At 67.8% G+C, this 23,989-nt stretch carries 19 protein-coding genes; 8 read left to right on the top strand and 11 right to left on the bottom strand.

Annotated features, from left to right (window positions below; translation table 11 throughout):
* The first annotated feature begins 7 nt into the window (after positions 1-7).
* From G7045_RS00830 to G7045_RS00805, 6 genes are all read left to right on the top strand, one after another.
* Positions 8-793 (top strand): ABC transporter ATP-binding protein, encoded by a 786-nt coding sequence (locus G7045_RS00830; RefSeq protein ID WP_166155970.1) that lies wholly within the window; start codon positions 8-10, stop codon positions 791-793.
* Positions 794-805: 12 nt separating this feature from the next.
* A complete protein-coding gene (locus G7045_RS00825) occupies positions 806-1,735 on the top strand; it encodes a branched-chain amino acid ABC transporter permease (RefSeq protein ID WP_166155967.1) in 930 nt (309 codons plus the stop codon).
* Positions 1,736-1,749: 14 nt separating this feature from the next.
* Positions 1,750-2,826, top strand: a complete 1,077-nt coding sequence (locus tag G7045_RS00820; protein WP_166155964.1) for a branched-chain amino acid ABC transporter permease — start codon at positions 1,750-1,752, stop codon at positions 2,824-2,826.
* Positions 2,827-2,867: 41 nt separating this feature from the next.
* A complete protein-coding gene (locus G7045_RS00815; protein WP_166155961.1) occupies positions 2,868-4,193 on the top strand; it encodes an ABC transporter substrate-binding protein in 1,326 nt (441 codons plus the stop codon).
* Positions 4,194-4,272: 79 nt separating this feature from the next.
* Complete coding sequence (locus G7045_RS00810; protein WP_166155958.1) at positions 4,273-5,082, top strand: ABC transporter ATP-binding protein; 810 nt, start codon at positions 4,273-4,275, stop codon at positions 5,080-5,082.
* 85 nt (positions 5,083-5,167) lie between these two features.
* Positions 5,168-6,415 (top strand): phenylacetate--CoA ligase family protein, encoded by a 1,248-nt coding sequence (locus G7045_RS00805; RefSeq protein ID WP_166155955.1) that lies wholly within the window; start codon positions 5,168-5,170, stop codon positions 6,413-6,415.
* Here the strand turns inward: G7045_RS00805 and G7045_RS00800 are convergent.
* The gene (locus G7045_RS00800; protein ID WP_166155952.1) at positions 6,406-9,195 is read right to left on the bottom strand and encodes an EAL domain-containing protein; all 2,790 of its coding nucleotides are present in this window, start codon (positions 9,193-9,195) and stop codon (positions 6,406-6,408) included. The genes G7045_RS00805 and G7045_RS00800 overlap by 10 nt on opposite strands.
* 416 nt (positions 9,196-9,611) lie before the next feature.
* Here G7045_RS00800 and G7045_RS14815 point away from each other — a divergent pair, with 416 nt between their 5' ends.
* A complete protein-coding gene (locus G7045_RS14815; protein WP_304503235.1) occupies positions 9,612-11,291 on the top strand; it encodes a methyl-accepting chemotaxis protein in 1,680 nt (559 codons plus the stop codon).
* On the opposite strand, the gene G7045_RS00790 is transcribed toward G7045_RS14815, so the two are convergent.
* From G7045_RS00790 to G7045_RS00745, 10 genes are all read right to left on the bottom strand, one after another.
* Positions 11,270-11,941, bottom strand: coding sequence for a 3'-5' exonuclease (locus G7045_RS00790; protein ID WP_166155949.1), 672 nt, complete (start codon positions 11,939-11,941; stop codon positions 11,270-11,272). The genes G7045_RS14815 and G7045_RS00790 overlap by 22 nt on opposite strands.
* Positions 11,938-13,761, bottom strand: a complete 1,824-nt coding sequence (locus G7045_RS00785; RefSeq protein ID WP_166155946.1) for a DUF294 nucleotidyltransferase-like domain-containing protein — start codon at positions 13,759-13,761, stop codon at positions 11,938-11,940. The genes G7045_RS00790 and G7045_RS00785 overlap by 4 nt, the downstream gene beginning before the upstream one ends.
* A gap of 10 nt (positions 13,762-13,771) precedes the next feature.
* Entirely contained in the window at positions 13,772-14,392 is a 621-nt protein-coding gene (locus G7045_RS00780) for a 2-hydroxychromene-2-carboxylate isomerase (RefSeq protein WP_166155943.1), read from the bottom strand.
* On the bottom strand, positions 14,389-14,649 hold the full coding sequence (locus tag G7045_RS00775) for a DUF1289 domain-containing protein (RefSeq protein WP_166155939.1): 261 nt from the start codon (positions 14,647-14,649) through the stop codon (positions 14,389-14,391). The genes G7045_RS00780 and G7045_RS00775 overlap by 4 nt, the downstream gene beginning before the upstream one ends.
* 5 nt (positions 14,650-14,654) lie before the next feature.
* Entirely contained in the window at positions 14,655-15,563 is a 909-nt protein-coding gene (locus tag G7045_RS00770) for a hydroxymethylglutaryl-CoA lyase (RefSeq protein ID WP_166155936.1), read from the bottom strand.
* A gap of 2 nt (positions 15,564-15,565) precedes the next feature.
* Positions 15,566-17,152: a sulfatase-like hydrolase/transferase gene (locus tag G7045_RS00765; protein WP_166155933.1), complete on the bottom strand. Its 1,587-nt coding sequence runs from the start codon at positions 17,150-17,152 to the stop codon at positions 15,566-15,568.
* Between the two features lie 537 nt (positions 17,153-17,689).
* On the bottom strand, positions 17,690-19,708 hold the full coding sequence (locus G7045_RS00760; protein ID WP_166155930.1) for an acetyl/propionyl/methylcrotonyl-CoA carboxylase subunit alpha: 2,019 nt from the start codon (positions 19,706-19,708) through the stop codon (positions 17,690-17,692).
* Positions 19,709-20,428: a DUF4126 domain-containing protein gene (locus G7045_RS00755; protein ID WP_166155927.1), complete on the bottom strand. Its 720-nt coding sequence runs from the start codon at positions 20,426-20,428 to the stop codon at positions 19,709-19,711.
* 11 nt (positions 20,429-20,439) lie between these two features.
* Positions 20,440-21,219, bottom strand: a complete 780-nt coding sequence (locus G7045_RS00750) for an enoyl-CoA hydratase/isomerase family protein (RefSeq protein ID WP_166155924.1) — start codon at positions 21,217-21,219, stop codon at positions 20,440-20,442.
* Positions 21,220-21,229: 10 nt separating this feature from the next.
* Positions 21,230-22,834 (bottom strand): carboxyl transferase domain-containing protein, encoded by a 1,605-nt coding sequence (locus G7045_RS00745; protein ID WP_166155921.1) that lies wholly within the window; start codon positions 22,832-22,834, stop codon positions 21,230-21,232.
* Positions 22,835-22,918: 84 nt separating this feature from the next.
* Here G7045_RS00745 and G7045_RS00740 point away from each other — a divergent pair, with 84 nt between their 5' ends.
* A complete protein-coding gene (locus tag G7045_RS00740; protein WP_240919245.1) occupies positions 22,919-23,980 on the top strand; it encodes an AraC family transcriptional regulator in 1,062 nt (353 codons plus the stop codon).
* Positions 23,981-23,989 lie beyond the last annotated feature (9 nt).

Genomic DNA, 23,989 nt, shown 5'->3' with positions numbered 1-23,989 from the left:
CCCCACCATGGCAGCCAGACCCATAGGCGACGTGATCCTGGACGTGCAAAACATCAGCCTGCGCTTTGGCGGGGTGAAGGCACTGACGGACATCTCGTTCAACGTGCGCGAGCACGAGATCCGCTCCATCATCGGCCCCAACGGCGCCGGCAAATCGTCGATGCTCAACTGCATCAACGGCGTCTACACCCCGTCGGAGGGCTCGATCACCTTCCGGGGCCAGACCTTTGCCCACATGAACAGCCGCCAGGTGGCCGAGATGGGCGTGGCGCGCACCTTCCAGAACCTGGCGCTGTTCAAGGGCATGAGCGTGATCGACAACCTCATGACCGGGCGCAACCTGAAGATCAAGAGCAACCTGTTCTGGCAGGCGCTGCGCCTGGGCCCAGCCGAGCGCGAAGAAATCCAGCACCGCGAGAAGGTCGAGCACATCATCGATTTCCTGGAAATCCAGGCGTACCGCAAGACCCCGGTGGGCCAGCTGCCCTACGGCCTGCAAAAGCGCGTCGATCTGGGCCGGGCGCTCGCCATGGAGCCACAGGTGCTGCTGCTCGACGAGCCCATGGCCGGCATGAACGTCGAGGAAAAGCAGGACATGTGCCGCTTCATCCTCGACGTGAACGACGAGTTCGGCACCACCATCGTGCTCATCGAGCACGACATGGGCGTGGTCATGGACATCTCCGACCGCGTGGTCGTGCTCGACTACGGCAAAAAAATTGGCGACGGCGCGCCAGCCGAAGTCCACGCCAACGAAGACGTGATCCGTGCCTACCTCGGCACCAGCCACTGAAAGCACACCGCCATGGCATTTTTTCTTGAAACCCTCATCGGCGGCCTCATGGCCGGCATGTTGTATTCGCTCGTGGCCCTGGGCTTTGTGCTGATCTTCAAAGCCTCGGGCGTGTTCAACTTTGCGCAAGGTGCCATGGTGCTGTTCGCCGCCCTGGCCATGGCGCGCTTTGCCGAATGGCTGCCGCAGTGGACGGGCATAGACAACATGGTGCTCATCAACCTGGCTGCTTTTGCCATTGCCGGCGCCATCATGTTCGTCTGCGCCTGGTTGATCGAGCGTCTGGTGCTGCGCCACCTCGTCAACCAGGAAGGCGCCACGCTGCTCATGGCCACGCTGGGCATCACCTACTTCCTCGAAGGCTTGGGCCAGACGCTGTTTGGCAGCGACATCTACAAGATCGACATCGGTATGCCCAAAGACCCGATGTTCCTGTTCGAATCCCTGTTCGAGGGCGGCGTGCTGGTGAACAAGGAAGACGTGATTGCCGCCGCCATTGCCGCTGCGCTGGTGCTGCTGCTGAGCCTGTTTTTCCAAAAAACCGGCACCGGCCGGGCGCTGCGCGCCGTCGCCGACGACCACCAGGCGGCGCAATCCATCGGCATCCCGCTCAACCGCATCTGGGTCATCGTCTGGTGCGTTGCCGGCGTCGTCGCCCTGGTGGCCGGCATGATCTGGGGCTCCAAGCTGGGCGTGCAGTTCTCGCTCACCACGGTGGCGCTGCGCGCGCTGCCGGTGGTCATCCTCGGCGGCCTCACGTCGGTGCCCGGCGCCATCATCGGCGGCCTCATCATCGGCGTGGGCGAAAAGCTCTCCGAGGTGTACCTGGGTCCGTTCGTCGGCGGCGGCATCGAAATCTGGTTTGCCTACGTGCTGGCGCTTGTCTTCCTTCTCTTCCGGCCCCAAGGGCTGTTCGGAGAGAAGATCATTGATCGCGTGTAAGAGAGGAACCGACCATGTTCTACAGAGAAAACGGCCAGTTCAAGACCACCTACCGCGCCGACCAGCAAATCTTCCCCATCGCCCAGGATCGCATCGCCATGCTGGTGCTGCTGGCCGTGGCCTTCATCGGCGTGCCGCTGCTGGCATCCGACTACCTGTACCGCGCCATTCTGATCCCGCTGGTCATCATGTCCATGGCGGCCCTGGGCGTGAACATCCTGGTGGGCTACTGCGGCCAGATCTCGCTCGGCTCGGGCGCCTTCATGGCCGTGGGGGCCTACGGCGCGTTCAACTTCTTCGTGCGCTTTCCGGGTATGCCGCTCATTCCAGCGCTCATCCTGGGCGGGCTGTGCGCCACCTTCTTCGGCATCCTGTTCGGCCTGCCGAGCCTGCGCGTCAAGGGCCTGTACCTGGCGGTGGCGACGCTGGCGGCGCAGTTTTTCTCCGACTGGATGTTCCTGCGCATCAAGTGGTTCACCAACAACTCCGACTCCGGCTCCGTCTCGGTCAACGGCCTGCAGCTGCTGGGCCTGCCGATCGAGAGCGCCATGAGCAAATACCTGTTCTGCCTGGGCCTGCTGGTGGTGGTGGCGCTGCTGGCCAAAAATCTGGTGCGCGGCGCCGTCGGCCGCGAGTGGATGGCCATCCGCGACATGGACGTGGCCGCCGCCGTCATCGGCATCCGCCCGATGTACGCCAAGCTCTCGGCCTTTGCCGTCAGCAGCTTCATCGTCGGCATGGCCGGGGCACTGTGGGCCTTTGTGCACCTGGGGGCCTGGGAGCCGGCAGCGTTCTCGGTCGAGATCTCGTTCAAGCTGCTGTTCATGGTCATCATCGGCGGCCTGGGCTCGATCATGGGGGGCTTTTTTGGCGCCGCCTTCATCGTCGTGCTGCCCATTTTCCTCAACCTGTTCCTGCCCGCTTTCCTGGGGCTGTTCGGGGTAGAGATTTCCACCGCCGGCCTGTCACACGCCGAGCTGATGATCTTCGGCGCGCTCATCGTCTGGTTCCTCATCGTCGAGCCGCACGGCCTGGCCAAGCTCTGGGCCACGGGCAAGCAAAAGCTGCGCGTCTGGCCCTTCCCGCATTGATTCCCCCTGCTGCTTCCCTCTAATTTCACTAGGAGACAACCATGAAGCTTTCCAAGATCGTGCTGGCCGCCAGCCTCGCCCTGGCGGGTACGGGCATGACCACCCAGGCCCTGGCGCAGGCCAAGGAGCAGTTCTTCCCGCTGCTGTCCTACCGCACCGGCCCCTACGCCCCCAACGGCACGCCCTGGGCCAATGGCAAGCAGGACTACATCAAGATGATCAACGCCCGCGACGGCGGCGTGAACGGCGTCAAGCTCACGTTCGAGGAGTGCGAGACGGGCTACCTCACCGATCGCGGCGTGGAGTGCTACGAACGCCTCAAGAGCCGCCCGGGCGTGGCGCTGTTCGACCCGCAATCGACCGGCATCACCTTCGCCCTGACGGAAAAAGCCCCTGTAGACAAAATCCCGCTCATGACCCTGGGCTACGGCCTGTCGATTTCGCAGGACGGCATGGCCTTCAAGTGGAACTTCCCGCTCATGGGCAGCTACTGGACGGGCGCCGACATCCTGATCCAGCACATTGGCAAGAGCGCCGGCGGCCTGGACAAACTCAAGGGCAAGAAAATCACCCTGGTCTACCACGACAGCCCCTTTGGCAAGGAGCCCATCCCGCTCCTGCAAGAGCGCGCCAAGATGCACGGCTTTGAGCTGCAACTGCTGCCCGTGACGGCCCCCGGCGTGGAGCAAAAAGCCACCTGGCTGCAGGTGCGCAAAGACCGTCCGGACTACGTGATGCTGTGGGGCTGGGGCGTGATGAACTCCACCGCCCTGAAGGAAGCCCAGGCCACGGGCTACCCGCGCGAGAAGATGTACGGCGTCTGGTGGGCCGGCGCCGAGCCGGACGTGCGCGACGTCGGCGACGGCGCCAAGGGCTACCACGCCCTGGCGCTCAACGGCCACGGCACGCAGTCCAAGGTGATGCAGGACATCCTCAAGCTCGTGCACGACAAGGGCCAGGGCACGGGTACCAAGGACGAAGTCGGCTCGGTGCTGTACACGCGCGGCGTCATCATCCAGATGCTGAGCGTGGAGGCCGTGCGCCGCGCGCAAGAGCGCTTTGGCAAGGGCAAGGTCATGACCGGCGAGCAGGTGCGCTGGGGGCTGGAGAACCTGGCGCTGGACCAGAAAAAACTCGACGCCCTGGGCTTCAACGACGTCATGCGCCCCATCTCGACCAGCTGCACCGACCACATGGGCTCCACCTGGGCCCGCGTGCAAACCTGGGACGGCAAGAACTGGAAGATGGACAGTGACTGGTACCAGGCCGACGAGCAAATCCTCAAGCCCCTGGTGAAGTCCGGGGCCGAGAAATACCTGGCCGACAAGAAGATGCAGCGCCGCGACGCGGCCGATTGCCAAAGCTAAAGCGCCAGCGCCCCCGGGAGGGGGCCGCACCCCGGCGCCCCTCCCCGTTCCCCCACCCTCTTGCACCCAAAGGCCCGCCATGGACAGCCCGCCCATCGTTCTCAACGTCAACGGCATCGAGGTCATCTACAACCACGTCATCCTGGTGCTCAAAGGCGTCTCGCTGAACGTGCCCGAGGGCCGCATCGTCGCCCTGCTCGGCGGCAACGGCGCCGGCAAGACGACCACGCTGCGCGCCATCTCCAACCTGCTCAAGGCCGAGCGCGGCGCCGTCACCAAGGGCAGCATCGCGCTGCGCGGCGAGCGCATCGAAAACCTCTCGCCCGCCGATCTGGTGCAGCGCGGCGTGGTGCAGGTGATGGAAGGGCGCCACTGCTTTGCCCACCTGACCATCGAAGAAAACCTCATGACCGGCAGCTACACCCGGCGCGACAAGGGCGAGATCGCCGCCAACCTGGAGAAGGTCTACAGCTACTTCCCGCGCCTGAAAACGCGCCGCACCAGCCAGGCGGCCTACACCTCGGGCGGCGAGCAGCAGATGTGCGCCATTGGCCGCGCGCTCATGTGCAACCCCAGCATCGTGCTGCTCGACGAACCCTCCATGGGCCTGGCGCCGCAGATCGTCGAAGAAGTCTTCAACATCGTGCAAGACCTGAACCAGAAGGAAAAAACCACCTTCATCCTGGCCGAGCAAAACACCCACATGGCGCTCAAGTACGCCGACTACGGCTACATCATGGAAAGCGGGCGCATCGTCATGGACGGCGCCGCGCAGGAGCTGGCCAGCAACGAGGACGTGAAGGAGTTCTACCTCGGCATGGGCAGCGGCGAGAGAAAGAGCTTCAAGGACGTCAAAAGCTACAAACGGCGCAAACGCTGGCTGGCTTGATTACTATCAAATTAATAGCTTCTCGCGCTTGCTATACAAGCGCTAGAGCCATATTTCATACAAAACCCGCAAAGGAGCCCCTGGCATGAGCATGTACTACGACGCGCTGGAAACCCGCCCCGCCGCCGAACGCGAGGCCGCTCTGCTGGCCGCACTGCCCGGCCACATCGCCCAGGCGCAGCAGGCCAGCAGCGCCTTTGCCCACATCCTGGCCGGGGTCGATGCGCGCAGCATCACCAGCCGCGCCGCGCTGGCGCAGCTACCGGTCACGCGCAAGCACGAGCTGCTCGAGCGCCAGCAGGCGCTGCGCGCGCAAGACCCGCTGGGCGGCTTTGCCACCCGCCGCTGGGGACCGGACATGCCGCGCGTCTTCTCCAGCCCCGGCCCGATCTACGAGCCCCAGGGCTGCGGCGCCGACCACTGGCGCATGGCGCGCGCGCTCTACGCCGCCGGCTTTCGCACCGGCGAGCTGGCGCACAACTGCTTTTCCTACCACTTCGTGCCCGCCGGCGCCATGATGGAGGCGGGCGCCCAGGCCCTGGGCTGCACCGTGTTCCCCGGCGGCACAGGCCAGACCGAGCAGCAGGTGCAGGCCATGGCGCAGCTGCAGCCGGCGGGCTACATCGGCACGCCGAGCTTTCTCAAAATCATCATCGAAAAGGCGCAGGACATGGGCTTGGCCCTGCCCAGCCTGCGCAAGGCCCTGCTCTCGGCCGAAGCCTTCCCGCCCTCGCTGCGCGACTGGCTGGCCGAGCGCGGCATCACCGCCTACCAGTGCTACGCCAGCGCCGACCTGGGCCTGATCGCCTACGAAACCAGCGCCCGCGCCGGCCTGGTGCTGGCCGAGGACATCCTGGTCGAGATCGTGCGCCCGGGCAGCGGTGAGCCCGTGGCCGAGGGCGAGGTCGGCGAGGTCGTGGTCACCAGCTTCAACCCCGCCTACCCGCTCATTCGCTTTGGCACCGGCGACCTCTCGGCCACGCTGCCCGGCCCCTGCCCCACCGGGCGCAGCAACACCCGCATCCAGGGCTGGATGGGCCGCGCCGACCAGACCACCAAGGTGCGCGGCATGTTTGTGCAGCCGGCGCAGGTGGCGGCGCTGGTGCAGCGCTTTCCGCAGGTGCAGCGCGCGCGCCTGGTGGTCAGTGGCGCCATGGCCAGCGACCAGCTGCTGCTGCAGGTGGAAACGCGCGAGACTGCCGCCGGCCTGGCTGCCTTGCTGCAAGAAGCCGTGCGCGACATCACCGGCCTGCGCGCCGAGGTCGAAATGCTGCCCCCCGGCTGCCTGCCCAACGACGGCAAAGTGATCGAGGACGCGCGCAGCTACGCCTGAGCGCCCACGGCCTGTGAGGCCGCCAAATGCTGGCGCTCCCAGTCAGGCAGCGCCAGCGGGCGGCCAAACCAGTAGCCCTGATAACCGTGGCAGTCGTGGCGCAGCAAAAATTCATGGTGCGCCGCCGTCTCCACCCCCTCGGCCACCACCGTCAGCCCCAGGGCACGACACATCATCAAAATGGCGCGCACGATGGCGCTGCTGGCCGGGTCTTGCAGCATGGCGCGGGTAAACGACTGATCGATTTTGAGCTCATCGAACGGCAGCTGCTGCAGGTACGACAGCGATGAATAGCCGGTACCGAAATCATCAAGCGCAAAACGCAGGCCCAGAGCGCGCAGCGCGTGCATACGCGCTGCCGTTGCCTCCAAGCCACCGAGGATGGCGCTTTCCGTCAGCTCCAGCACCAGGCCGCTGGGCTGCACCTGGTGGCGCGCCAGGGCGGCGGCCACCTGGGCCGCAAAATCGCTCTGGTGAAACTGGCGCGCACTCACGTTCACCGACAGGGTCAGCTGCGCCGTCTGCGGCTGCGCCTGCCAGCGCGCGAGCTGGGCGCAAGCGCCGTCGAGCACCCACAGACCCAGGGGCACGATCAGCCCCGTATCCTCGGCCAGCGGTATGAACTGCGCCGGCGACACCGGCTGGCCCTGCGGCCCTTGCGGCCAGCGCAGCAGCACCTCAGCGCCCTTGATACCGCCTTGCGCATCGACCTGGGCCTGGTAGTGCAGCACCAGGCTTTGCTGATCGAGCGCCTGGCGCAAACCCATCTCCAGCGTGGCGCGCTCATCGACCTGGGCCTGCATGGCGGCATCAAACAGCAGCGCCATACCACCGCCAGCAGCCTCGGCGCGGTACAGCGCCACCTCGGCTTGTTTAAGCAACTGCGCCGCCGTGCGCGCCGTGCCACACAGCAGCGTTGCGCCGCCGCTGACGCTGACGTAAAGCTGCTGCTCCTCGTCAAGCGTCACCGGCTGCACCAGCGACTGAACCACCTCGGTTGCCAGGCGCTGCGCCGCCGCTGCGGTACTGACGGGGTCTGCGCCCAGTTGCGGTTCGAGCAAAGCAAACGTGTTGCTGCCCATGCGCGCCAAACCCGCCTGGGCGCTGGCCAGGCCTTGGAGCCGCTGCGCCAGACAGCGCAGCAAGGCGTCGCCGGCAGCGTGGCCCCAGGTGTCGTTCACCTGCTTGAAGCGATCGACGTCGAACAGCAGCAGCGCCGCCGTGCACTGCGCCGGCGGCGGTTGCAGGAGCTGGCCCATGTGCTGGTGCATCCAGGCCCGGTTGTGCAGGCCGGTCAAGGCGTCGTAGTACGCCAGGCGCTCGATTTGGGCCTCGACCTGGCGCTGGGCGGTAACGTCTTCGATCACGGCGGTGTAATGCGTCACCGCCGCCCCCTCGGCGCGCAGCGGCGCAATCGTCACCTTCTCTTGGTACAGCTGGCCATCTTTGCGCCGGCTCTGGAACTCGCCACTCCAGGGCTGACCATTGCGCAGTTGCGCCTGCATCTGCACATAGACCTCGGGGGCGGTGGTGCCGGCGTTGAGCAAGTCCGGGTGCCGCCCCAGCACCTCGGCATGGGTGTAGCCCGTGAGGCGCTCAAACGCCGGGTTCACGTACTCGATGCGCTCCTGGGCATCGGTGATGAGCATGGCCACCGGGCTTTGCTGCACGGCGCTGGAGAGCTGCAGCAACTCACGCCGGCGCTGCTGCAGCTGCGCCGCCATGGTGTTGATGCCCTCCTCCACCATGGCCAGTTCACGCACGGGCGATGCGGCGCTCATGCGCGCGGCCAACTCCCCACCAGCGAGCGCCTGCAGCGTCTGTGTGGCACGCCGGGCCCAGGCATCGACCAAGCCATACACCCAGTACCTGGCAGCCAGCATGGACAGCAAGGCCAGCGCCAGCAGCACCGCCACGCGCAGCACAAAAGCCTGCTCGATGCGCTCTATGGTGCGCGTCAGCGGAGCGCCCACGGCCACCAGCAGCGGCGTTTTGCTCGAACCGGTCCGGCTCACACCGTACATACGCAGGTGGCCATCAAAACCGCGCAACTCCACCGTGCTGCGCCCCTGCGCCAGCGCCGCCTGGAAGGCCGCCACGGTGGCTGCATCCGGCTGTGCGGGGGCGCTGCCTTCGGGCCAGTACGACAGCATCTTTGCGTCGGCGCCGAGCAAAAAAGCATTCCAGCCCGCAGGCAGCTCCAAACGCACCATCAGCTGCGCAAAACGCGACGGCGCCATGGCGGCGTACAGCACAGCCTGCAACTGGCCCGTGCGGCTGCGCACCGGGTAGCCAAACACCAGCTGCGGGCCGCGCACGCTGTCGGTAATGACTTCACCGGCCGTCATGCCGCTACCGCTGAGGGCATCGCGAAACCAGCCCTGCACATTCACCGTGGGCGGCCCATCGGCATCGGGGCCAGCCTCTTGGGCGCTACACCACAGACGGCCGTCCGGGCGGGCAGCACCAAGATCGGAAAAATCGGGCATGGAGCGCAGCAGGCGCTGCGCCAGGCCCGAGCAGTCCTGCGGATCGAGGTTGCGCAGATTGTCCGAGCGCGCCATGATTTCAAAGGTTTGCTGCAAGCTGCGCAGCGATGCCTCCTGCCCAAGGCGGGCCGCCAGCAAGGTGCTGCCCACCTCCCCATCGAGCGCACGCAAGGCCTCCTGGCGCTGCTCCCGGTAGTCAAGAAACGTCAGCAACAAAATCGGCAGGCAGGCCAGGGCAATGGCCTGCCACAGCAGCCAATGCAAAGAGCGCGTGCGCGAAAGAGGGGTCATGGTGCAGGCCATTGCAGTGTGTCAGAGCCGGCCGATGGCGGATGCTCAAGCCCACAAAACTGTGGCGGCATGTAACACCCGCATCATGGGTGATTTTTTTGCGCTTGAATAGAGGATTCATCCCCGCTTTCGCCGCACGGCATCTTCCCGCTATCGTGGCGCAGCACTTGCCCAGATCGCACGGCGGCCCCCCTGCAACCTGCGCCCCCGGCTGGCAACGGCAGCAGCGTGCAGTGCGCGCCGCACACCACACACTACCGCCCCCGGCTGGGGGCAGCGCAGCGCCTTTGCGCTGCATGGCCCGCAGGCCCTCTGGCGCTGCACCCACAAGGGTTGCACGTTGGTTCACACACCACAGCGGCCCACCCATGCACACCGACGCTGGGCCGCCATCCTTCGCTGCAGGAGTGCCTATCATGAACTTTTCAGCCATGAAGGTGGCCACCCGTCTTGGGCTGGGTTTTGCGCTGGTCATCGTGCTCGGCCTGGTCGTCGCCATCCTGGGGCGCCTGGAATTGCAGACCATTGGCCGCCAGCTGCAGCAGCTGAGCGAGCAAGAGATGGTCAAGGTCGAGCTCGCCAGCCAGGTCAAGGACAACCTCAACGAAGTGGCGCGCAGCGTGCGCAACGTGCTGCTGTTGCACGACGCAGCCGAGATGCAAGAGCAGATGCAGCGCATCACCAGCGCCCGCGAGCGCAACGCCACCGTGATGCAGTCGCTCGACAAGCTGCTGCAGCACCCCGAAAACCGCCAGCTGCTCGACAAAATCCACGGATTGCGCCAGCGCTATGCCGAATCGGTGGACAAGGCCGCCGCCTTGGGCCTGCGCAACGAGGATGAGGCCGCCGCCAAGGTGCTGTTTGGCGAAACCCGCATCGTCATGGCCGAGTACTTCCAAACCCTGGACAGCTTGATTGCGCTGCAAAAACGCGTCATGGCGCTGGCCACGCAACAGGCGCAGGAACAGGCCGCACGCACCGGCACGCTGATGCTGGTGCTGGCCTTTGTCGTGCTCGTGCTGGGGGTGGGAACGACCTGGCTGATTACCCGCTCCATCACCCGTGCCTTGGGCGGCGAGCCGGCCTACGCCAGCCACATCGCCGCCGAGATTGCGGCGGGCAACCTGGCGGTCACCATCCAGACCGCCGCCGGCGACGGGCACAGCCTGCTGGCGCAGATGCGTGCCATGCGCGACGCGCTGGCGCAGGTGGTCGCCAGCGTGCGCGGCAGCAGCGAGGCCGTGGCCAGCGCCAGCGGACAAATCGCCCAGGGCAATCACGACTTGTCGGCCCGCACCGAGAGCCAGGCGAGCGCACTGGAAGAAACTGCTGCGTCGATGGAGCAGCTCAGCTCCACCGTGCGCCACAACGCCGACAACGCCCAGCAGGCCAACGCCCTGGCGCAAAGCGCCAGCCAGGTGGCCACCCAGGGCGGCGCGGTGGTGGCGCAGGTGGTGGACACCATGCGCGGCATCAGCAGCGCCAGCCAGCGCATTGCCGACATCATCGGCGTCATCGACGGCATTGCCTTTCAGACCAACATCCTGGCGCTCAACGCCGCCGTCGAAGCCGCCCGCGCCGGTGAGCAAGGCCGGGGCTTTGCCGTGGTGGCCAGCGAGGTGCGCCAGCTGGCGCAGCGCAGCGCCGAAGCGGCCAAGGAGATCAAGCTGCTGATCCACGACAGCAGCGCCCAGGTGCAGCAGGGCACGCAGCTCGTCGATAACGCCGGCAGCACCATGGACGAGGTAGTAGCCAGCATCCGCCGCGTGACGGACATCATGGGCGAGATCAGCGCTGCCAGCCGCGAGCAAAGCGCGGGCGTGGCCCAGGTGGGCGAGGCCGTGACGCAGATGGACCAGGCCACGCAGCAAAACGCGGCCCTGGTCGAAGAAATGGCTGCCGCTGCGGGCAGTCTGAGCCAACAGGCGCGCGATTTGGTCCAAGCCGTGGCTGTGTTCCACCTCACGGGCACAGCGCCCCATGCAGCGCAGCACGGCCGCGCCCAGGGTAGCGCGGCTGGCACGCGCGCACCGCAGGGGTGCCACGCCAGCGCTGCGCCGCTCGGGGGGCCGGCTTACCTGGCGCTGCCCGACTGAAGGCGGCGCAGCTTGATGAAGGCCATGGCCGCCATGACGGCGTCGTTGAGCGCGTCATGCGCATCGCGCTGGGGCAGGCCCAGGGTGCGCATGATGGTGTCAAAGCGCAGGTCGATGTCGGCATTGCCCTGCTGCTGGTACGGCGGCAGGCGCTGGAACTGCAGGTCGTGGTACAGCGCCGACACCTCGATGCGCGGCTGCGGCAGGCCCATGCCCAGCAGCGGCCAGACAGCGCGGTTGATCATCGCCAGGTCAAACTCCAGGTAGTAGCCCACCAGCGGGCGGCTGCCAATGAAGTGCATCAGCCGGCGCATGGCCTCGTCGCGCGGCAGGCCGCCTTCGAGGTCTTTGCTGCGCAGGCGGTGGATGCGCACGCTCTCGGCAGACACGCTGCGCTCGGGGCGAATGAGCAGCTCCAGGCGCTCGCTGGTCAGAATGCGCTCGCCCACGATGCGCACCGCGCCGATGGAGATGATCTCGTCGCTGCGCGGGTTCAGGCCCGTGGTTTCACAATCGAGCGCCACCCATTCGCCCGGCGGCGGCGGCTCGAACATGAAGGCGAACTCCGGCTCGCCCAGGTGGTACAGCAACCACCAGCGGCGCAGCTGCTGCCACCACGGCGGCAGGGGGCGCGTGGCGCGGCGGCTCATACCGCGTCCAGCCGCAGGCGCTGGTGCAGGTAGGCCTTGAAGCGTTTGACGGCCTGCAAGGCGTCTTTGAGCAAATCGCGCTCCAGGCTCGACAGCCGCGCCGGATCGACGTTGCCCGTCACCTCACGCCCGAGCTGCAGCTCCGCCAGCCCGGCCTGCAGGCGCAGGCCCATCAAAAAGTGCAGCCCCTGCAGCAGCTCCTGGCCCAGGTTTTCGTCGAGCTGACTGTCGGCCACCAGGGCGCTGATGCGCTCGGCCGTGCCGGTGGCGCGCACGCGCCGCGCCAGTGCCAGGCTGCGCACGCCGTGCACGATGGGGAAGATGCCGGCCTTCTTCAGGTTCATGGGCCCCTCGCCGCCCAGGCCCAGCAGGCGGTTCCACCAGGGCGCGGGGCTGCCGAAGGCGTCGATCGCCAGGGCAAAGCGCGCCACCAGGGCGTCGCTGTCGCCGGCGAGCTGCAGCAGGCGCTGGCGCACCTCGGCCAGCAGGCGCGCATCGCCGGCGACGGCATGGGCATCCAAAAAGATGGCCAGGTGCATCAAGCTGTCGCCCTGGGGCTGCAGGAACCAGTCGCGCACGCGCTCGCTCCAGTCGCTGACGCTGCCGCGCCACTCGGGGTTGCGCAGCATGATGCCGCCCTTGCACTCGGGGTAGCCAAAGCGCGCCAGGGCGTCAGAAAAGCGCTCGCAGATGGCCTGCAGGTCAGACGGCGGGGTGTAGCCGTCGCGCAGCAGCAGGCCGTTGTCCTGGTCGGTTTTCAAAAGCTGCTCGCCGCGCCCCTCGCTGCCCATGACGAACAGGCAACTGTGCGCCTGCAGCTCGGGCGGCGCGATCATCTGCCAGGCGCGCTCGAACAGGCGCGCGTTGAGCTGCTGCACCAGCTGCGCCATGAGGGCAATGCGCGTGCCGCCCCGGTGCAGCACACCCACCAGGCGCGTGACCTGCGCCGCCGCCTGCGCCAGCATGTCCAGGTCGCGCGCCTGCTCGATCTGCACCGAGATCAAATGCGACTGGTTGGCAACGAAGCTGAACAGGTCGAGCGCGCGCAGCAGCCCGAGCACGCGCCCGGCGTCGTCCAGCACCACCAGGCGGTGCACGCGCGCGCGCAAGAGCAGCGCCATGGCATCGCCCATGGTGGCGCTGGCGCGCACGGTGACGACCGGGTGGCTGGCGAGCTCGCCCACGGCCAGGGTCGAGAGCGAACGCCCATCGAGGATGGCGCGCTGCAACGAGGTGGCGGTAAAAATCCCCAGCCCACCCTCGGCGCCAGGCAGGCCCTCGACCAGCACGCTGGTAGTGCGCTCTTGCTGAAACAGCCGCGCCACCGAGACGATGTCGGCCGCCGCGTGCACGCGGTGCGCCGGGCGCAGGTAGGCCTGATCGACGCGCGCCATCAAAAGCGACTGCATCTCGTGCTGCTCGGCGCGCTGCGCCAGGGTGCTGAGCTTGTGCCCCAGGTCGGCAAACAGCAGCGCGCCAAAGTTGCGGTTGCGCGCGATCAGCTCCTGCACCGTGGCGCGCGCGAGCTGGTAGGTCACCAGCTCCTCGGCCACCGTAAAGCGGCTGCTCACGCGCCCGGCGACCAGCCCCCGGCCATCAAAACAATCGTCCGGGCCGTAGGTGGCGAGCATGTCCTCGCCCTCGGTCTGCGTGACGTAGCCCTTGATGATGACGAACAGGTGCGCCGGCGCGTCGCCCACGTCGAGCACCACCGCGCCCTCGGGGTAGTAGGCAATGTCAACGCTGGCGCGCACCAGCGCCTGCTCCTCGGCGTCCAGGCAATCGAAGGGCGAGGCAGAGAAATTAAAGGCGTTGGGCATGGGCGGGCATTCAACCCGGCGCGGCTTGCGCCACGCTTGCAGGCGATGGCGCCGGGCTGTCGCCAACGAGATAGGCGCGCAGCATGGGCAGGCTGTCCAGGCCCCAGAACAATTGCCCATCGACCTCGAAGGTGGGCACGCCAAAAACGCCGCGCTGCTGCGCCGCCTCGGTGTTGCTGCGCAGCAGCACCTTGGCCTGCGCCGCATCGCTGCGCAGCTGCGCCTGCAGCTGCTGGCGCAGCTGCGCCAGGCGCTCGGGCGCCAGGGCGTCGGCGCCGCCGTGCCAGACGTGGCGCAGCACAGCGTCGGCGGTGAAGCGGTTGATGCTGCCGTCTGCGCTGCATTCGAGCGCCAGGCGCAACAGCGGCAGCGGGTCGAAGGGGTGCGCAGCCGGCATCTCCAGGCCGCAGCCCAGGTACTGGCCGAGCCAGCGCACGTGGCGGTACGTCCAGTCGCGCTTGGGGGCGATGCCGGCGGGGCCGGGGTTGGCGTGCGCGTTCAGCAGCGCGCCCAGCAGCACCGGGCGGTACTGCACGCGGTAGCTCAGGCCAGCGAGCTGCTCGGGCAGCTGCGCAAACGCCAGCCAGGCGTAGGGCGAGACGAAGTCGAGGTAGCAGGTGATGGTTTTCATGCCAGCCCCTGCGGCGTGGCGATGCCGGCGCGCTGCAGCAGCCGGCGCCAGATGGCGCGGCGCTGCTCGGCGTCGGCCTGGCCCCAGGCGCGGATGTCGTCGAGGCTGCGCAGGCAGCCCTCGCAGTGGCTGCGGTCCGGGGCCAGGCGACAAATATCAATGCAGGGCGAGGGCACAGCGCTGCCGTCTTTGGGGTCAAATTGGCCTGCAGCGCTTATCTGGCAAGCGCGAGCAGCTAGCATTTCAATAGCGTCCATGGCGCTCACCCCGCCCGTTTGCGCAGCAGCGCCAGGCCCGCGCGCGACTGCACCGGGCGGCCCAGGAAGTCGCTGATGTACGCCCCCGCGTCCACCAGCCGGTCGAGAGAGATGCCGGTGTCTATGCCCATGCCGTGCAGCATGAAGACCACGTCCTCGGTCGCCACGTTGCCCGTCGCGCCCTTGGCGTAGGGGCAGCCGCCCAGGCCGGCGACGCTGGCCTGAAAGTTCCACACCCCCAGCTGCAGCGCCGCCAGGGTGTTGGTCAGGGCCTGGCCGTAGGTGTCGTGGAAATGGCCGCTGACCTGGTCGATGCCGTAGTGCGTGAGTGCCGCCTCCAGGGCGCGCTGCACCTTGCGCGGCGTGCCCACGCCGATGGTGTCGGCCACGTCCACGCGCTCAACGCCAATGCCCTTCATCAAGCCCGCCAGGTAGGCCACCTGCTGCGGGGCAATGTCGCCCTCGTAGGGGCAGCCCACGGTGCAGCTCATGGCGCCGCGCACGGCCACGCCAGCGGCGCGCGCCGCCGCCACCACGGGGGCAAAGCGCTCGATGCTCTCGGCAATGCTGCAGTTGATGTTCTTCTGGCTGAAAGCCTCGCTGGCGGCGCCAAACACCACGATCTCGTCGGGCCGGTCCTGCACCGCCGCCTCCCAGCCCTGGAGGTTGGGCGTGAGCACGCTGTAGCGCACGCCCGGCTGGCGCACGATGCCGGCCATGACGGCATGGTTGTCGGCCATCTGCGGCACCCACTTGGGGCTGACGTAGCTGGTGGCCTCGATCTCGGCCAGGCCCGCGTCTTGCAGGCGCTGCACCAGGCCGATCTTGACCTCGGTCGGCACGGGCTGTTTTTCGTTTTGCAGGCCGTCACGCGGACCAACGTCAATGATGCGAACACGCGCAGGAAGGTTCATGGCTAGGGCCTCACGGTAGAAACAGTAGGAACGATAGAGAGATCGCAGCTGGGCTGCTGGCGCAGCTGGCGGTAGGGCTGGCCGGCAAACTGCGGCTCGGGCGGTTGTTGCCCCGCCCCCAGCGACGGGTAGGGCAGGTGGTAGCCCAGCAGATCGGCCACGGTGGCGGGAAAGACGCGGTTGTCGTAGCGCGGCAGGCCGTCGGCGCTGGCCTGGGCGTGCGCGGCCAGCGCCGCCATCCACTCTGGCTGCGCCTGCGCAAACGCCGGGTTGGCCCACAGCAGCAGCGGCACTTCGTAGGCGCTGGGGGCGCTGCCGTGGGTGTACTGGCCGCCGCAGTCGGTCAGGTTCAGGCCGTGGTCGGAGATGTACAGCAGCAGCGATCGCCGCCCTGGCGCCTGCTGCTGCAGCAGGCCGATCCACTCGGCCAGCAGCTCGCTGGTGTAGGCCTGGCTGTTGTCGTAGGGGTCGTCCCAGTGCGCGCGCGCTGGCGGCGTGCGCCCGGCCACGCGCGGGTGGCTGCCGTAGGTGTGCACGGTGACCAGCAGCGGCGCCTGCGCGTGCTGCGCCAGCGCCTGCGCCAGCGGCGCCGTCAGCGCCTCGTCAAAAGAGCCGGCAGGCAGCGCCAGGTACTGCGCGGAGCGCTGGCGGTAGGCGGCGTGGAAGAACGTCTCGGCCGTGCCCGAGGTGGTTTGGTTGCTCAGGGTGACGGTGTGAAAGCCCGCCGCCCGCGCCCAGTCGAGGTAGGTCACCAGGCCCTGCGCCGGCAGCTGCGCCAGCGCCTGGCCGCTGAGCAGCAGGGGCACGGTTTGCGCGGTGTTGTTGCCATTGCTGAGCACCGGCAGCACCTGCAGCCCGGGCAGCGGGCGCAGCGCGGCGTTGGTGTCATGCCCGCCGTAGCCCAGCAGCGACCAGCGCTGGGCGCTGGCGCTCTCGCCAATCACGAGCACGATCAGGTCGGCGCGCGCCGGCGCCGTGGGCGGCGCCACGGGCGGCACCTTGAAGACCTGGGCCGCTGCCGTCTGCTGGCGCGCCAGGGTTTCAAACAGGGCCAGGGGATAGATGCGGTTGGCCTTGCGCAGCGCCTCCTCCACGCTGTAGCCCTTGGTCACGGCCACCGCGGCCCACAGCGGCCACAGCAGCGCCAGCACCATGAGCAGCGCCCGCGCCCAGCGCCGCTGCAGCGCGGGCGTGCGCCGCGCGAGCCAGCCCACCAGCCACAGCGCCGGCAGGGCCCAGGCCAGCAGCTGCAGGAGCGCCTGCCAGCGGTAGGAGCCAGCGTATTCCAGCGCTTCCTGCGGGTTCGAGCCCAGCAAGGTGAACCAGAAAAATTCGTCCGGCGCGCTGCGCACGGCAAAAAAATACCCCAGGTAGGCCGCGCCGATGAGCACCAGCAGCGCCGCCACCCAAGGCACGGCGCGGCGCCACAAAAACACCGGCGCCAGCAGCAGGGCCGAGACCACGGTATCGAGCAAGCTGCGCCCGCCAGGCCACATCCACAGCACGGGGCTGCACAAAAACCACCAGACCAGCGCCAGCTGCCACAGCGGCACCGCCCCCTGCCGGGGACGAAGAAAAGACAGGGACATCACACAGACTTTCGCAAGAGCAGCGATTGTGCCGCCCGCAGCGCAGCGCGTGTGCGCGGGCCGGTCACCCTAAATCCGGCAGTTGGATGCACCCGTCAGTGCGGTGATGGGTGTGCCAGGCAAGACGAGAGGACGCCGCGCACTCCTGTGCGCAAGGACGAGCAACGCAGCATGGCGCGGCCAGCACGGTGCTGGCGGGTGCATAGCGCTCTCACCCGATAGGCTTGTGTATGCACACATCTTTTTTTGATAGCGCACAACGCTTGTTTGGCGCTGGTTTGCACTCCCTCTCCCCTTGCGGGAGAGGGTTGGGGAGAGGGGTGAATAGGCAAGGTGCTGCCAGCGCCCCCTCTCCCCCAGCCCCTCCCCCGCGAGGGGGGAGGGGAGCAAAAACCGCCCTTTGACCAGGCGGATGGGAGCCATCAAAAGATGTGTGCATACATAAGCACCCGATAGGTGAAGCCTGCCGGAGCCAAAAATGTCAAAGCGCATAAGGTGTTATTGAAGGTTGCAAGCGATCAACTGCCGGATTGAGGGTCACTCCAGCCGCAGCAGCGGCGCGCCCTCGGTCACCTGCTCGCCCGGGGCGTAGAGCAGCTCGGCGACCACGCCCTCTTGCGGCGCGCAAATGCTGTGCTCCATTTTCATGGCCTCCATCACCGCCAGCACCTGGCCGGGGCGCACATGCTGGCCCACTTCGACGGCAAAAGACAGCAGCTTGCCCGGCATGGGCGCGTTCAGGCCGCCGGCGGCGGCGGTGGCCTCGCCCGCGTGCGCCAGCGGATCGCGCAACCCTATGCTGCCCGCCCCCTGGGGCGTGAACACATGGCGGCGCTCGCCCTCCACGTCCACCTGCACCAGGCAGCGCTGGCCGGCAAAGGTCAGCAGCAGCGCAGCGCCCTGCGCCTGCACCGTGAGCAGCCCACCGGCCACGGGCGCACCTGCGGCGTCCGCCAGCGCCAGCTGCAGCGCCCCGGCACGCCCGTACTGCAGCTGCGCCTGCCAAGGCTGCCCGCCCCAGTCCAGGGCAAAGCGCCGCTGCATCAGGCCGTGCGACTGCCAGCCGTCGCGGCGGCTGAAGGGGTCGGCCCCCTCTTGCGCCCGCTCGGCCTGCAGCTGCTGCGCAATGGCCGCTGCCGCCGTCAGCGCCAGGCCCAGCCTGTCCTGGTCAAACAGCACGGCGCGCTCGCGCTCGATCAGCGCCGTATCGAGCTGCGCCTTACCAAACGAGGGGCTTTGCACCACATGGCGCAGAAACTGCACGTTGTTGGCCAGGCCGACGATGTGCGTCTGCGCCAGCGCCGCATCGAGCCGCGCCAGCGCCTGCGCACGGTCTTCGCCATGCACGATGAGCTTGGCGATCATGCTGTCGTAGAAGGGGCTGATGGCGTCGCCCTCGCGCACGCCGTCGTCAAAGCGCACCGCGCCGCGTTCAAAGCTGGTGCAGGCAGGCTTGCGGTAGACGGCCAGGCGGCCGGTGGCGGGCAGAAACTGGTTGTCCGGGTTCTCGGCGCAGATGCGCGCCTCGATGGCGTGGCCGATGATTTGGAGTTCGTCCTGGCGCTTCGGAAGCGGCTCGCCGCTGGCCACGCGCAGCTGCCACTCCACCAGGTCTTGGCCGGTGATGGCCTCGGTGACGGGGTGCTCCACCTGCAAGCGCGTGTTCATCTCCATAAAGTAGAACTTCATCTGCTCGGGCGCCTCGTAGCCGCCCGGCTGCTCGACGATGAACTCCACCGTGCCCGCGCCGACATAGCCCACGGCCTGTGCCGCCGCCACTGCCGCCTCGCCCATTCTTTGGCGCAGGGCTTCGGTCATGCCGGGGGCGGGGGCTTCTTCCAGCACCTTCTGGTGGCGCCGCTGCACGGAGCAGTCGCGCTCGAACAGGTACACGCAGTGGCCTAGGCTGTCGCCAAACACCTGAATTTCAATGTGGCGCGGGCGCAGCACGTATTTTTCGACCAGCACGGCGTCGTTGCCGAAGCTGTTGATGGCCTCGCGCTGGCAGGATGCGAGCGCGGCGGCAAAGTCTTCGCTTCTCTCCACCCGCCGCATCCCCTTGCCACCGCCGCCCGCGCTGGCCTTGATGAGCACGGGGTAGCCAATGGCGTCGGCCTCGCGCTGCAGCAGGGCGGGGTCCTGGTCCTCGCCCTGGTAGCCGGGCACCAGCGGCACGCCGGCCTTGGCCATCAGGCGCTTGGACTCGGCCTTGAGGCCCATGGCCTGGATGGCACTGGCCGGCGGGCCGATGAACACCAACCCAGCCGCAGCGCAGGCCTGGGCAAAGTCCTCGTTTTCACTCAAAAAACCATAACCGGGGTGGATGGCCTGGGCGCCCGTCTGCTTGGCCGCTTCGATGATGCGCTCCCAGCGCAGATAGCTGTCCTTGGGCGCGCTGCCGCCAATGTGGATGGCCTCGTCGCAAGCTGCCACATGCTTGGCCTGGGCGTCGGCGTCGGAATACACGGCGACGGTCTTCACGCCCAGGCGGCGCGCGGTGGCAGCGACGCGGCAGGCGATCTCGCCCCTGTTAGCAATCAGGATTTTGGTAAACATTCAAACCACCTTGGCAGAAGCGGAAAACACAGAAGCGACGCGCCGCAGCACGGCGCGCAGAAACTTGAAAAGCACGATCAAGAGCAGCACCGACAGCGCCAGCGTGAGCACCAGCGCCACGCCAAACAGCAGAGGGTGCTGCGTGGCCAGCCAGACGGCGCCGAGCACCAGGCCGTCTTCCAGCAAGGACAGGCCCCAGTTGGAAAACGGCTCGGGCGAGGTGTTGGCCGCTGCGCGTGCCGTCATCTTGGTGGCCAGCGCCGTGGCCGAGAGCGTGCCGCCCAAGAGGCCCGCGACCACGGCCATGCTGGCGTGGTCGGCGCTGAACACGCCCGCTGCCAATGCCACACCGGCGGGCACGCGGATGAAGGCGTGCAGGCCATCCCACAGCGAATCGAGCCAGGGCAGCTTGTCGGCAAAAAACTCCACGCACAGCATGAAGCCGCTGGCCAGCAGCACCGCCGGGTGCTGCAGCACGGCCAGGCCCGCTGGCAGCGGCAGCCAGCCCAGCGCCCCCATGGCGCCGACCAGGAACACCACGGCGTACAGCCGCACGCCGCTGGCCCAGCCCAGGGCGGCGGCCAGCGCCAGCAGGCTGGGCATGTCGAGCTGCTGCGTGGCACGCGCCGCGCCCTCGGCCACGGATTGGGCCGTATCGGCGTCCAGGTGCAGGCCCAGGCGGTGGAGCCATTGCACGCATTGCAGCCAAAGGGCGTCCATGGCGCTGCCGTTCATCCCAGCCAGGCGGGCTTGCGTTTTTGCAGGAAGGACTGCACGCCCTCGCGCCCTTCGTCGCTGGCGCGGATGTCGGCAATGGCCTCGACGGTGGCGGCGATCAGGCCGGCGTCGATCTCGCGCTCGGCCACGTCGTGCACCAGCTTTTTGCAGGCGCGCACGGCGTGGGGGCTGGCGGCTGTCAAGGCCTTGAGCAGCACATCGACCCGCGCGTCGAGCTGGTCGGCGGCCACCACTTCATGCACAAAGCCGATGCGCAGTGCTTCAAAGGCGTCAAAGCGCTCCGCCGTTAAAAAATAGCGCTGCGCCGCGCGCGCGCCCATGGCGCGAATGACGTAGGGGCTGATGGTGGCGGGGATGAGCCCGAGCTTGACCTCACTCAGGCAAAAACCCGCCGTATCCACGCAGACGGCCATGTCGCAGGCGGCCACCAGGCCCATGCCGCCGGCGTACACATCGCCCTGCACGCGGGCGATGGTGGGCTGGGGGCATTCGTGGATCACGCGCAGCATCTGGGCGAGCTTGGCGGCGTCTGCCAGGTTCTCGCTGCGCGTGTAGTCGGCCATGCGGCGCATCCAGTTCAGGTTGGCGCCGGCGCAAAAAGCCGGGCCTTCAGCAGCGAGCACCACGGCGCGCACGTCGGGGCGCGCGCCGACCTCGGTGAAGGCGGCGGTGATCTCGGCGATGACGGCGTCGCTGAAGGCGTTGCGCACCTCGGGCTGGGTGAGGGTGATGGTGGCGCGTGCGCCCTCGTAGCGAATGTTCAGAGCGTTCATGCAGCAGCCCTCACATGCGGAACACGCCAAAGCGCGTGTCCTCGATGGGCGCGTTGCGCGTGGCCGACAGGCCCAGCGCCAGCACGCGGCGCGTGTCGGCGGGGTCGATGATGCCGTCGTCCCACAGGCGCGCCGTGGCGTAGTAGGGGTGGCCCTGGTGCTCGTATTGCTGGCGGATGGGGGCCTTGAAGGCTTCCTCCTCCTGCGCGCTCCACTGCCCACCCTTGGCCGCGATGCCGTCGCGCTTGACGGTGGCCAGCACCGAGGCGGCCTGCTCACCGCCCATCACGGAAATGCGCGCGTTCGGCCACATCCACAGAAAGCGCGGGTTGAAGGCGCGCCCGCACATGCCGTAGTTGCCGGCGCCAAAGCTGCCGCCGATGATGACGGTGAACTTGGGCACACTGGCCGTCGCCACCGCCGTCACCAGCTTGGCGCCGTGGCGCGCGATGCCCTCGTTCTCGTACTTGCGCCCGACCATGAAGCCGGTGATGTTCTGCAAAAACACCAGCGGTATCTTGCGCTGGCAGCACAGCTCGATGAAGTGCGCGCCCTTTTGCGCCGATTCGCTGAACAAAATGCCGTTGTTGGCGATGAGGCCCACGGCCATGCCCTCGATGCGCGCAAAGCCGCACACCAAGGTGGCGCCAAAGCGCGCCTTGAACTCGTCAAACACGCTGCCATCGACGATGCGGGCAATGATCTCGCGCACGTCAAACGGCTTGCGCGCGTCGGTGGGGATCACGCCATACAGCTCATCCGCTACAAAAAGAGGAGCTACTGACGCTTGATCTGCCTGCCCTGGAGCCTTGTTTTTATTCAAATTGGCAACGGCCTGGCGCGCCAGGGCCAGGGCGTGGGGGTCGTTGATGGCCAGATGATCGACCACGCCCGAGAGGCGCGTGTGCACGTCGCCGCCGCCCAGGTCTTCGGCGCTCACCTCCTCGCCGGTGGCGGCCTTGACCAGCGGCGGGCCGCCCAGAAAGATCGTGCCCTGGTTCTTGACGATGATGGATTCGTCGCTCATCGCCGGCACGTAGGCGCCGCCCGCCGTGCAGCTGCCCATGACGACGGCGATCTGCGCAATGCCCTGCGCGCTCATGTTCGCCTGGTTGAAGAAGATGCGGCCAAAGTGCTCGCGGTCGGGAAAGACCTCGTCCTGGTTCGGCAGGTTGGCGCCGCCGGAATCGACCAGGTAGATGCAAGGCAGGCGGTTTTGCTGCGCAATCTCCTGCGCGCGCAGGTGCTTCTTCACCGTCATCGGGTAGTAGGTGCCGCCCTTCACGGTGGCGTCGTTGCACACCACCATGCAATCGACCCCGCTGACGCGGCCAATGCCGGCGATCACGCCCGCGCCGGGGGCGGCGTCGCCATACATGTGCAGCGCCGCCAGCGGTGCAATTTCAAGAAACGGCGTGCCCGGGTCGAGCAGCTGCGCCACGCGCTCGCGCGGCAGCAGCTTGCCGCGTGCCACATGCTTGGCGCGCGCGGCCTCACCGCCGCCTTGGGCCACTTTGTCCGCCTGGGCGCGCAAGTCCTCGACCAGCGCCCGCATGGCGGCGGCGTTGGCCTGGAAGTCGGCGGCACGGGGGTTGAGCTGGGTTTGCAAAATCATGGTCGCTCCGAACGAACAGCAAGCGCCAGCATACGCGGGCAGCGGCGGCACAGGGCGCCAGCAAGGTTGCAATAATTGCCAGCCATGTACACCCCCGCCCTGCCCACCCTGAGCACTGACCGGCGCGCGCCGCGTGCCGAAACCCCCATGGCTTTCGTGCAAGCCGTGGTAGCCGCCTACGCTGCACGCGGCCTGAGTGCTGCCAGCGCCTTGCAAAAGGCACAAATTGCGCCAGATGCGATCACCGACCCCAGCCAGCGCATCACCGCCGCGCAAATGGAGCTGCTGTGCCACAGCGCCATGCGCGAGCTCGACGACGAGGCCCTGGGCTGGTTCGAGCGCCGCCTGCCCTGGGGCAGCTACGGCCTGCTGGCGCGTGCCAGCAGCGGCGCCCCCACCCTGGGCCTGGCGCTGGCGCGCTGGTGCCGCCAGCACGGCCTGCTGACCGAGAGCATCGCCTTGCATTGCCAGCACGACGGCGCGCAGGCGCGCATCACGCTGCAAGAGCTGCGCCCGCCCGGCGGCGATGGCCGGCTGCGCGAGTTCTGCCATGTGTCGGTGCTGCGCAATGTGCTGGGCCTGGCCTGCTGGTGGGTCGATGCGCGGCTGCCGCTGCAGCAGGCGCAGTTTGCCTTTGCGGCGCCGGCGCACGCCAGCGTTTATGCGCTGCTCTTTCCGGGCCCGGTGCAGTTTGCGGCGCCGCAGTCGCAGCTGGTGTTCGACGCCCAGGTGCTGGCCCTGCCCCTGGTGCGCGACGAGGCGGCGCTGTCGCACATGCTGCAGCGCGCCTTGCCGCTGCAGGTGCGCCCCTACCGGCGCGAGCAGCGCCTGGCAGCGCGCGTGCGCCAGTTGCTGGCGCACGAGCTGGCGCAGCTGCAAGATGCGCAGCTGCTGGCAACGCGCCTGCACCTGTCACCGCGCAGCCTGCACCGCCAGCTGCAGCAAGAAGGCAGCTCGCTGCAAGCGCTCAAGGACGAGGCGCGCCTGGCGCGCGCCACCGAGCTGCTGCAGCGCACCGAGCGCCCGCTCAAGCAGATTGCCCAGTCCTGCGGCTTTGCCAGCGAGAAAAGCTTCAGCCGCGCCTTTCGCAGCTGGACGGGCAGCGCGCCGGCGCAGTTTCGGCGCGCGGCGCGCTCTACTGCCTGAGCACCGCCC

This window comes from Acidovorax sp. HDW3, assembly GCF_011303755.1.
In the GTDB taxonomy this organism is placed as follows: domain Bacteria; phylum Pseudomonadota; class Gammaproteobacteria; order Burkholderiales; family Burkholderiaceae_C; genus Paenacidovorax.
Note: the sequence above shows the minus strand (reverse complement) of the source record. Positions and strands in the feature narration are given on the sequence as shown.

What these genes read in the sequence shown, in the direction of transcription:
- G7045_RS00825 (WP_166155967.1), top strand. Translation starts at nt 806, where the DNA reads ATGGCATTTTTTCTTGAAACCCTCATCGGCGGCCTCATGGCCGGCATG.
- G7045_RS00780 (WP_166155943.1), bottom strand. Translation starts at nt 14,392, where the DNA reads ATGAAAACCATCACCTGCTACCTCGACTTCGTCTCGCCCTACGCCTGG.
- G7045_RS00815 (WP_166155961.1), top strand. Translation starts at nt 2,868, where the DNA reads ATGAAGCTTTCCAAGATCGTGCTGGCCGCCAGCCTCGCCCTGGCGGGT.
- G7045_RS00750 (WP_166155924.1), bottom strand. Translation starts at nt 21,219, where the DNA reads ATGAACGCTCTGAACATTCGCTACGAGGGCGCACGCGCCACCATCACC.
- G7045_RS00760 (WP_166155930.1), bottom strand. Translation starts at nt 19,708, where the DNA reads ATGTTTACCAAAATCCTGATTGCTAACAGGGGCGAGATCGCCTGCCGC.
- G7045_RS00800 (WP_166155952.1), bottom strand. Translation starts at nt 9,195, where the DNA reads ATGACCCCTCTTTCGCGCACGCGCTCTTTGCATTGGCTGCTGTGGCAG.
- G7045_RS00765 (WP_166155933.1), bottom strand. Translation starts at nt 17,152, where the DNA reads ATGTCCCTGTCTTTTCTTCGTCCCCGGCAGGGGGCGGTGCCGCTGTGG.
- G7045_RS00805 (WP_166155955.1), top strand. Translation starts at nt 5,168, where the DNA reads ATGAGCATGTACTACGACGCGCTGGAAACCCGCCCCGCCGCCGAACGC.
- G7045_RS14815 (WP_304503235.1), top strand. Translation starts at nt 9,612, where the DNA reads ATGAACTTTTCAGCCATGAAGGTGGCCACCCGTCTTGGGCTGGGTTTT.
- G7045_RS00790 (WP_166155949.1), bottom strand. Translation starts at nt 11,941, where the DNA reads ATGAGCCGCCGCGCCACGCGCCCCCTGCCGCCGTGGTGGCAGCAGCTG.
- G7045_RS00785 (WP_166155946.1), bottom strand. Translation starts at nt 13,761, where the DNA reads ATGCCCAACGCCTTTAATTTCTCTGCCTCGCCCTTCGATTGCCTGGAC.
- G7045_RS00775 (WP_166155939.1), bottom strand. Translation starts at nt 14,649, where the DNA reads ATGGACGCTATTGAAATGCTAGCTGCTCGCGCTTGCCAGATAAGCGCT.
- G7045_RS00770 (WP_166155936.1), bottom strand. Translation starts at nt 15,563, where the DNA reads ATGAACCTTCCTGCGCGTGTTCGCATCATTGACGTTGGTCCGCGTGAC.
- G7045_RS00820 (WP_166155964.1), top strand. Translation starts at nt 1,750, where the DNA reads ATGTTCTACAGAGAAAACGGCCAGTTCAAGACCACCTACCGCGCCGAC.
- G7045_RS00755 (WP_166155927.1), bottom strand. Translation starts at nt 20,428, where the DNA reads ATGGACGCCCTTTGGCTGCAATGCGTGCAATGGCTCCACCGCCTGGGC.
- G7045_RS00740 (WP_240919245.1), top strand. Translation starts at nt 22,919, where the DNA reads ATGTACACCCCCGCCCTGCCCACCCTGAGCACTGACCGGCGCGCGCCG.
- G7045_RS00830 (WP_166155970.1), top strand. Translation starts at nt 8, where the DNA reads ATGGCAGCCAGACCCATAGGCGACGTGATCCTGGACGTGCAAAACATC.
- G7045_RS00745 (WP_166155921.1), bottom strand. Translation starts at nt 22,834, where the DNA reads ATGATTTTGCAAACCCAGCTCAACCCCCGTGCCGCCGACTTCCAGGCC.
- G7045_RS00810 (WP_166155958.1), top strand. Translation starts at nt 4,273, where the DNA reads ATGGACAGCCCGCCCATCGTTCTCAACGTCAACGGCATCGAGGTCATC.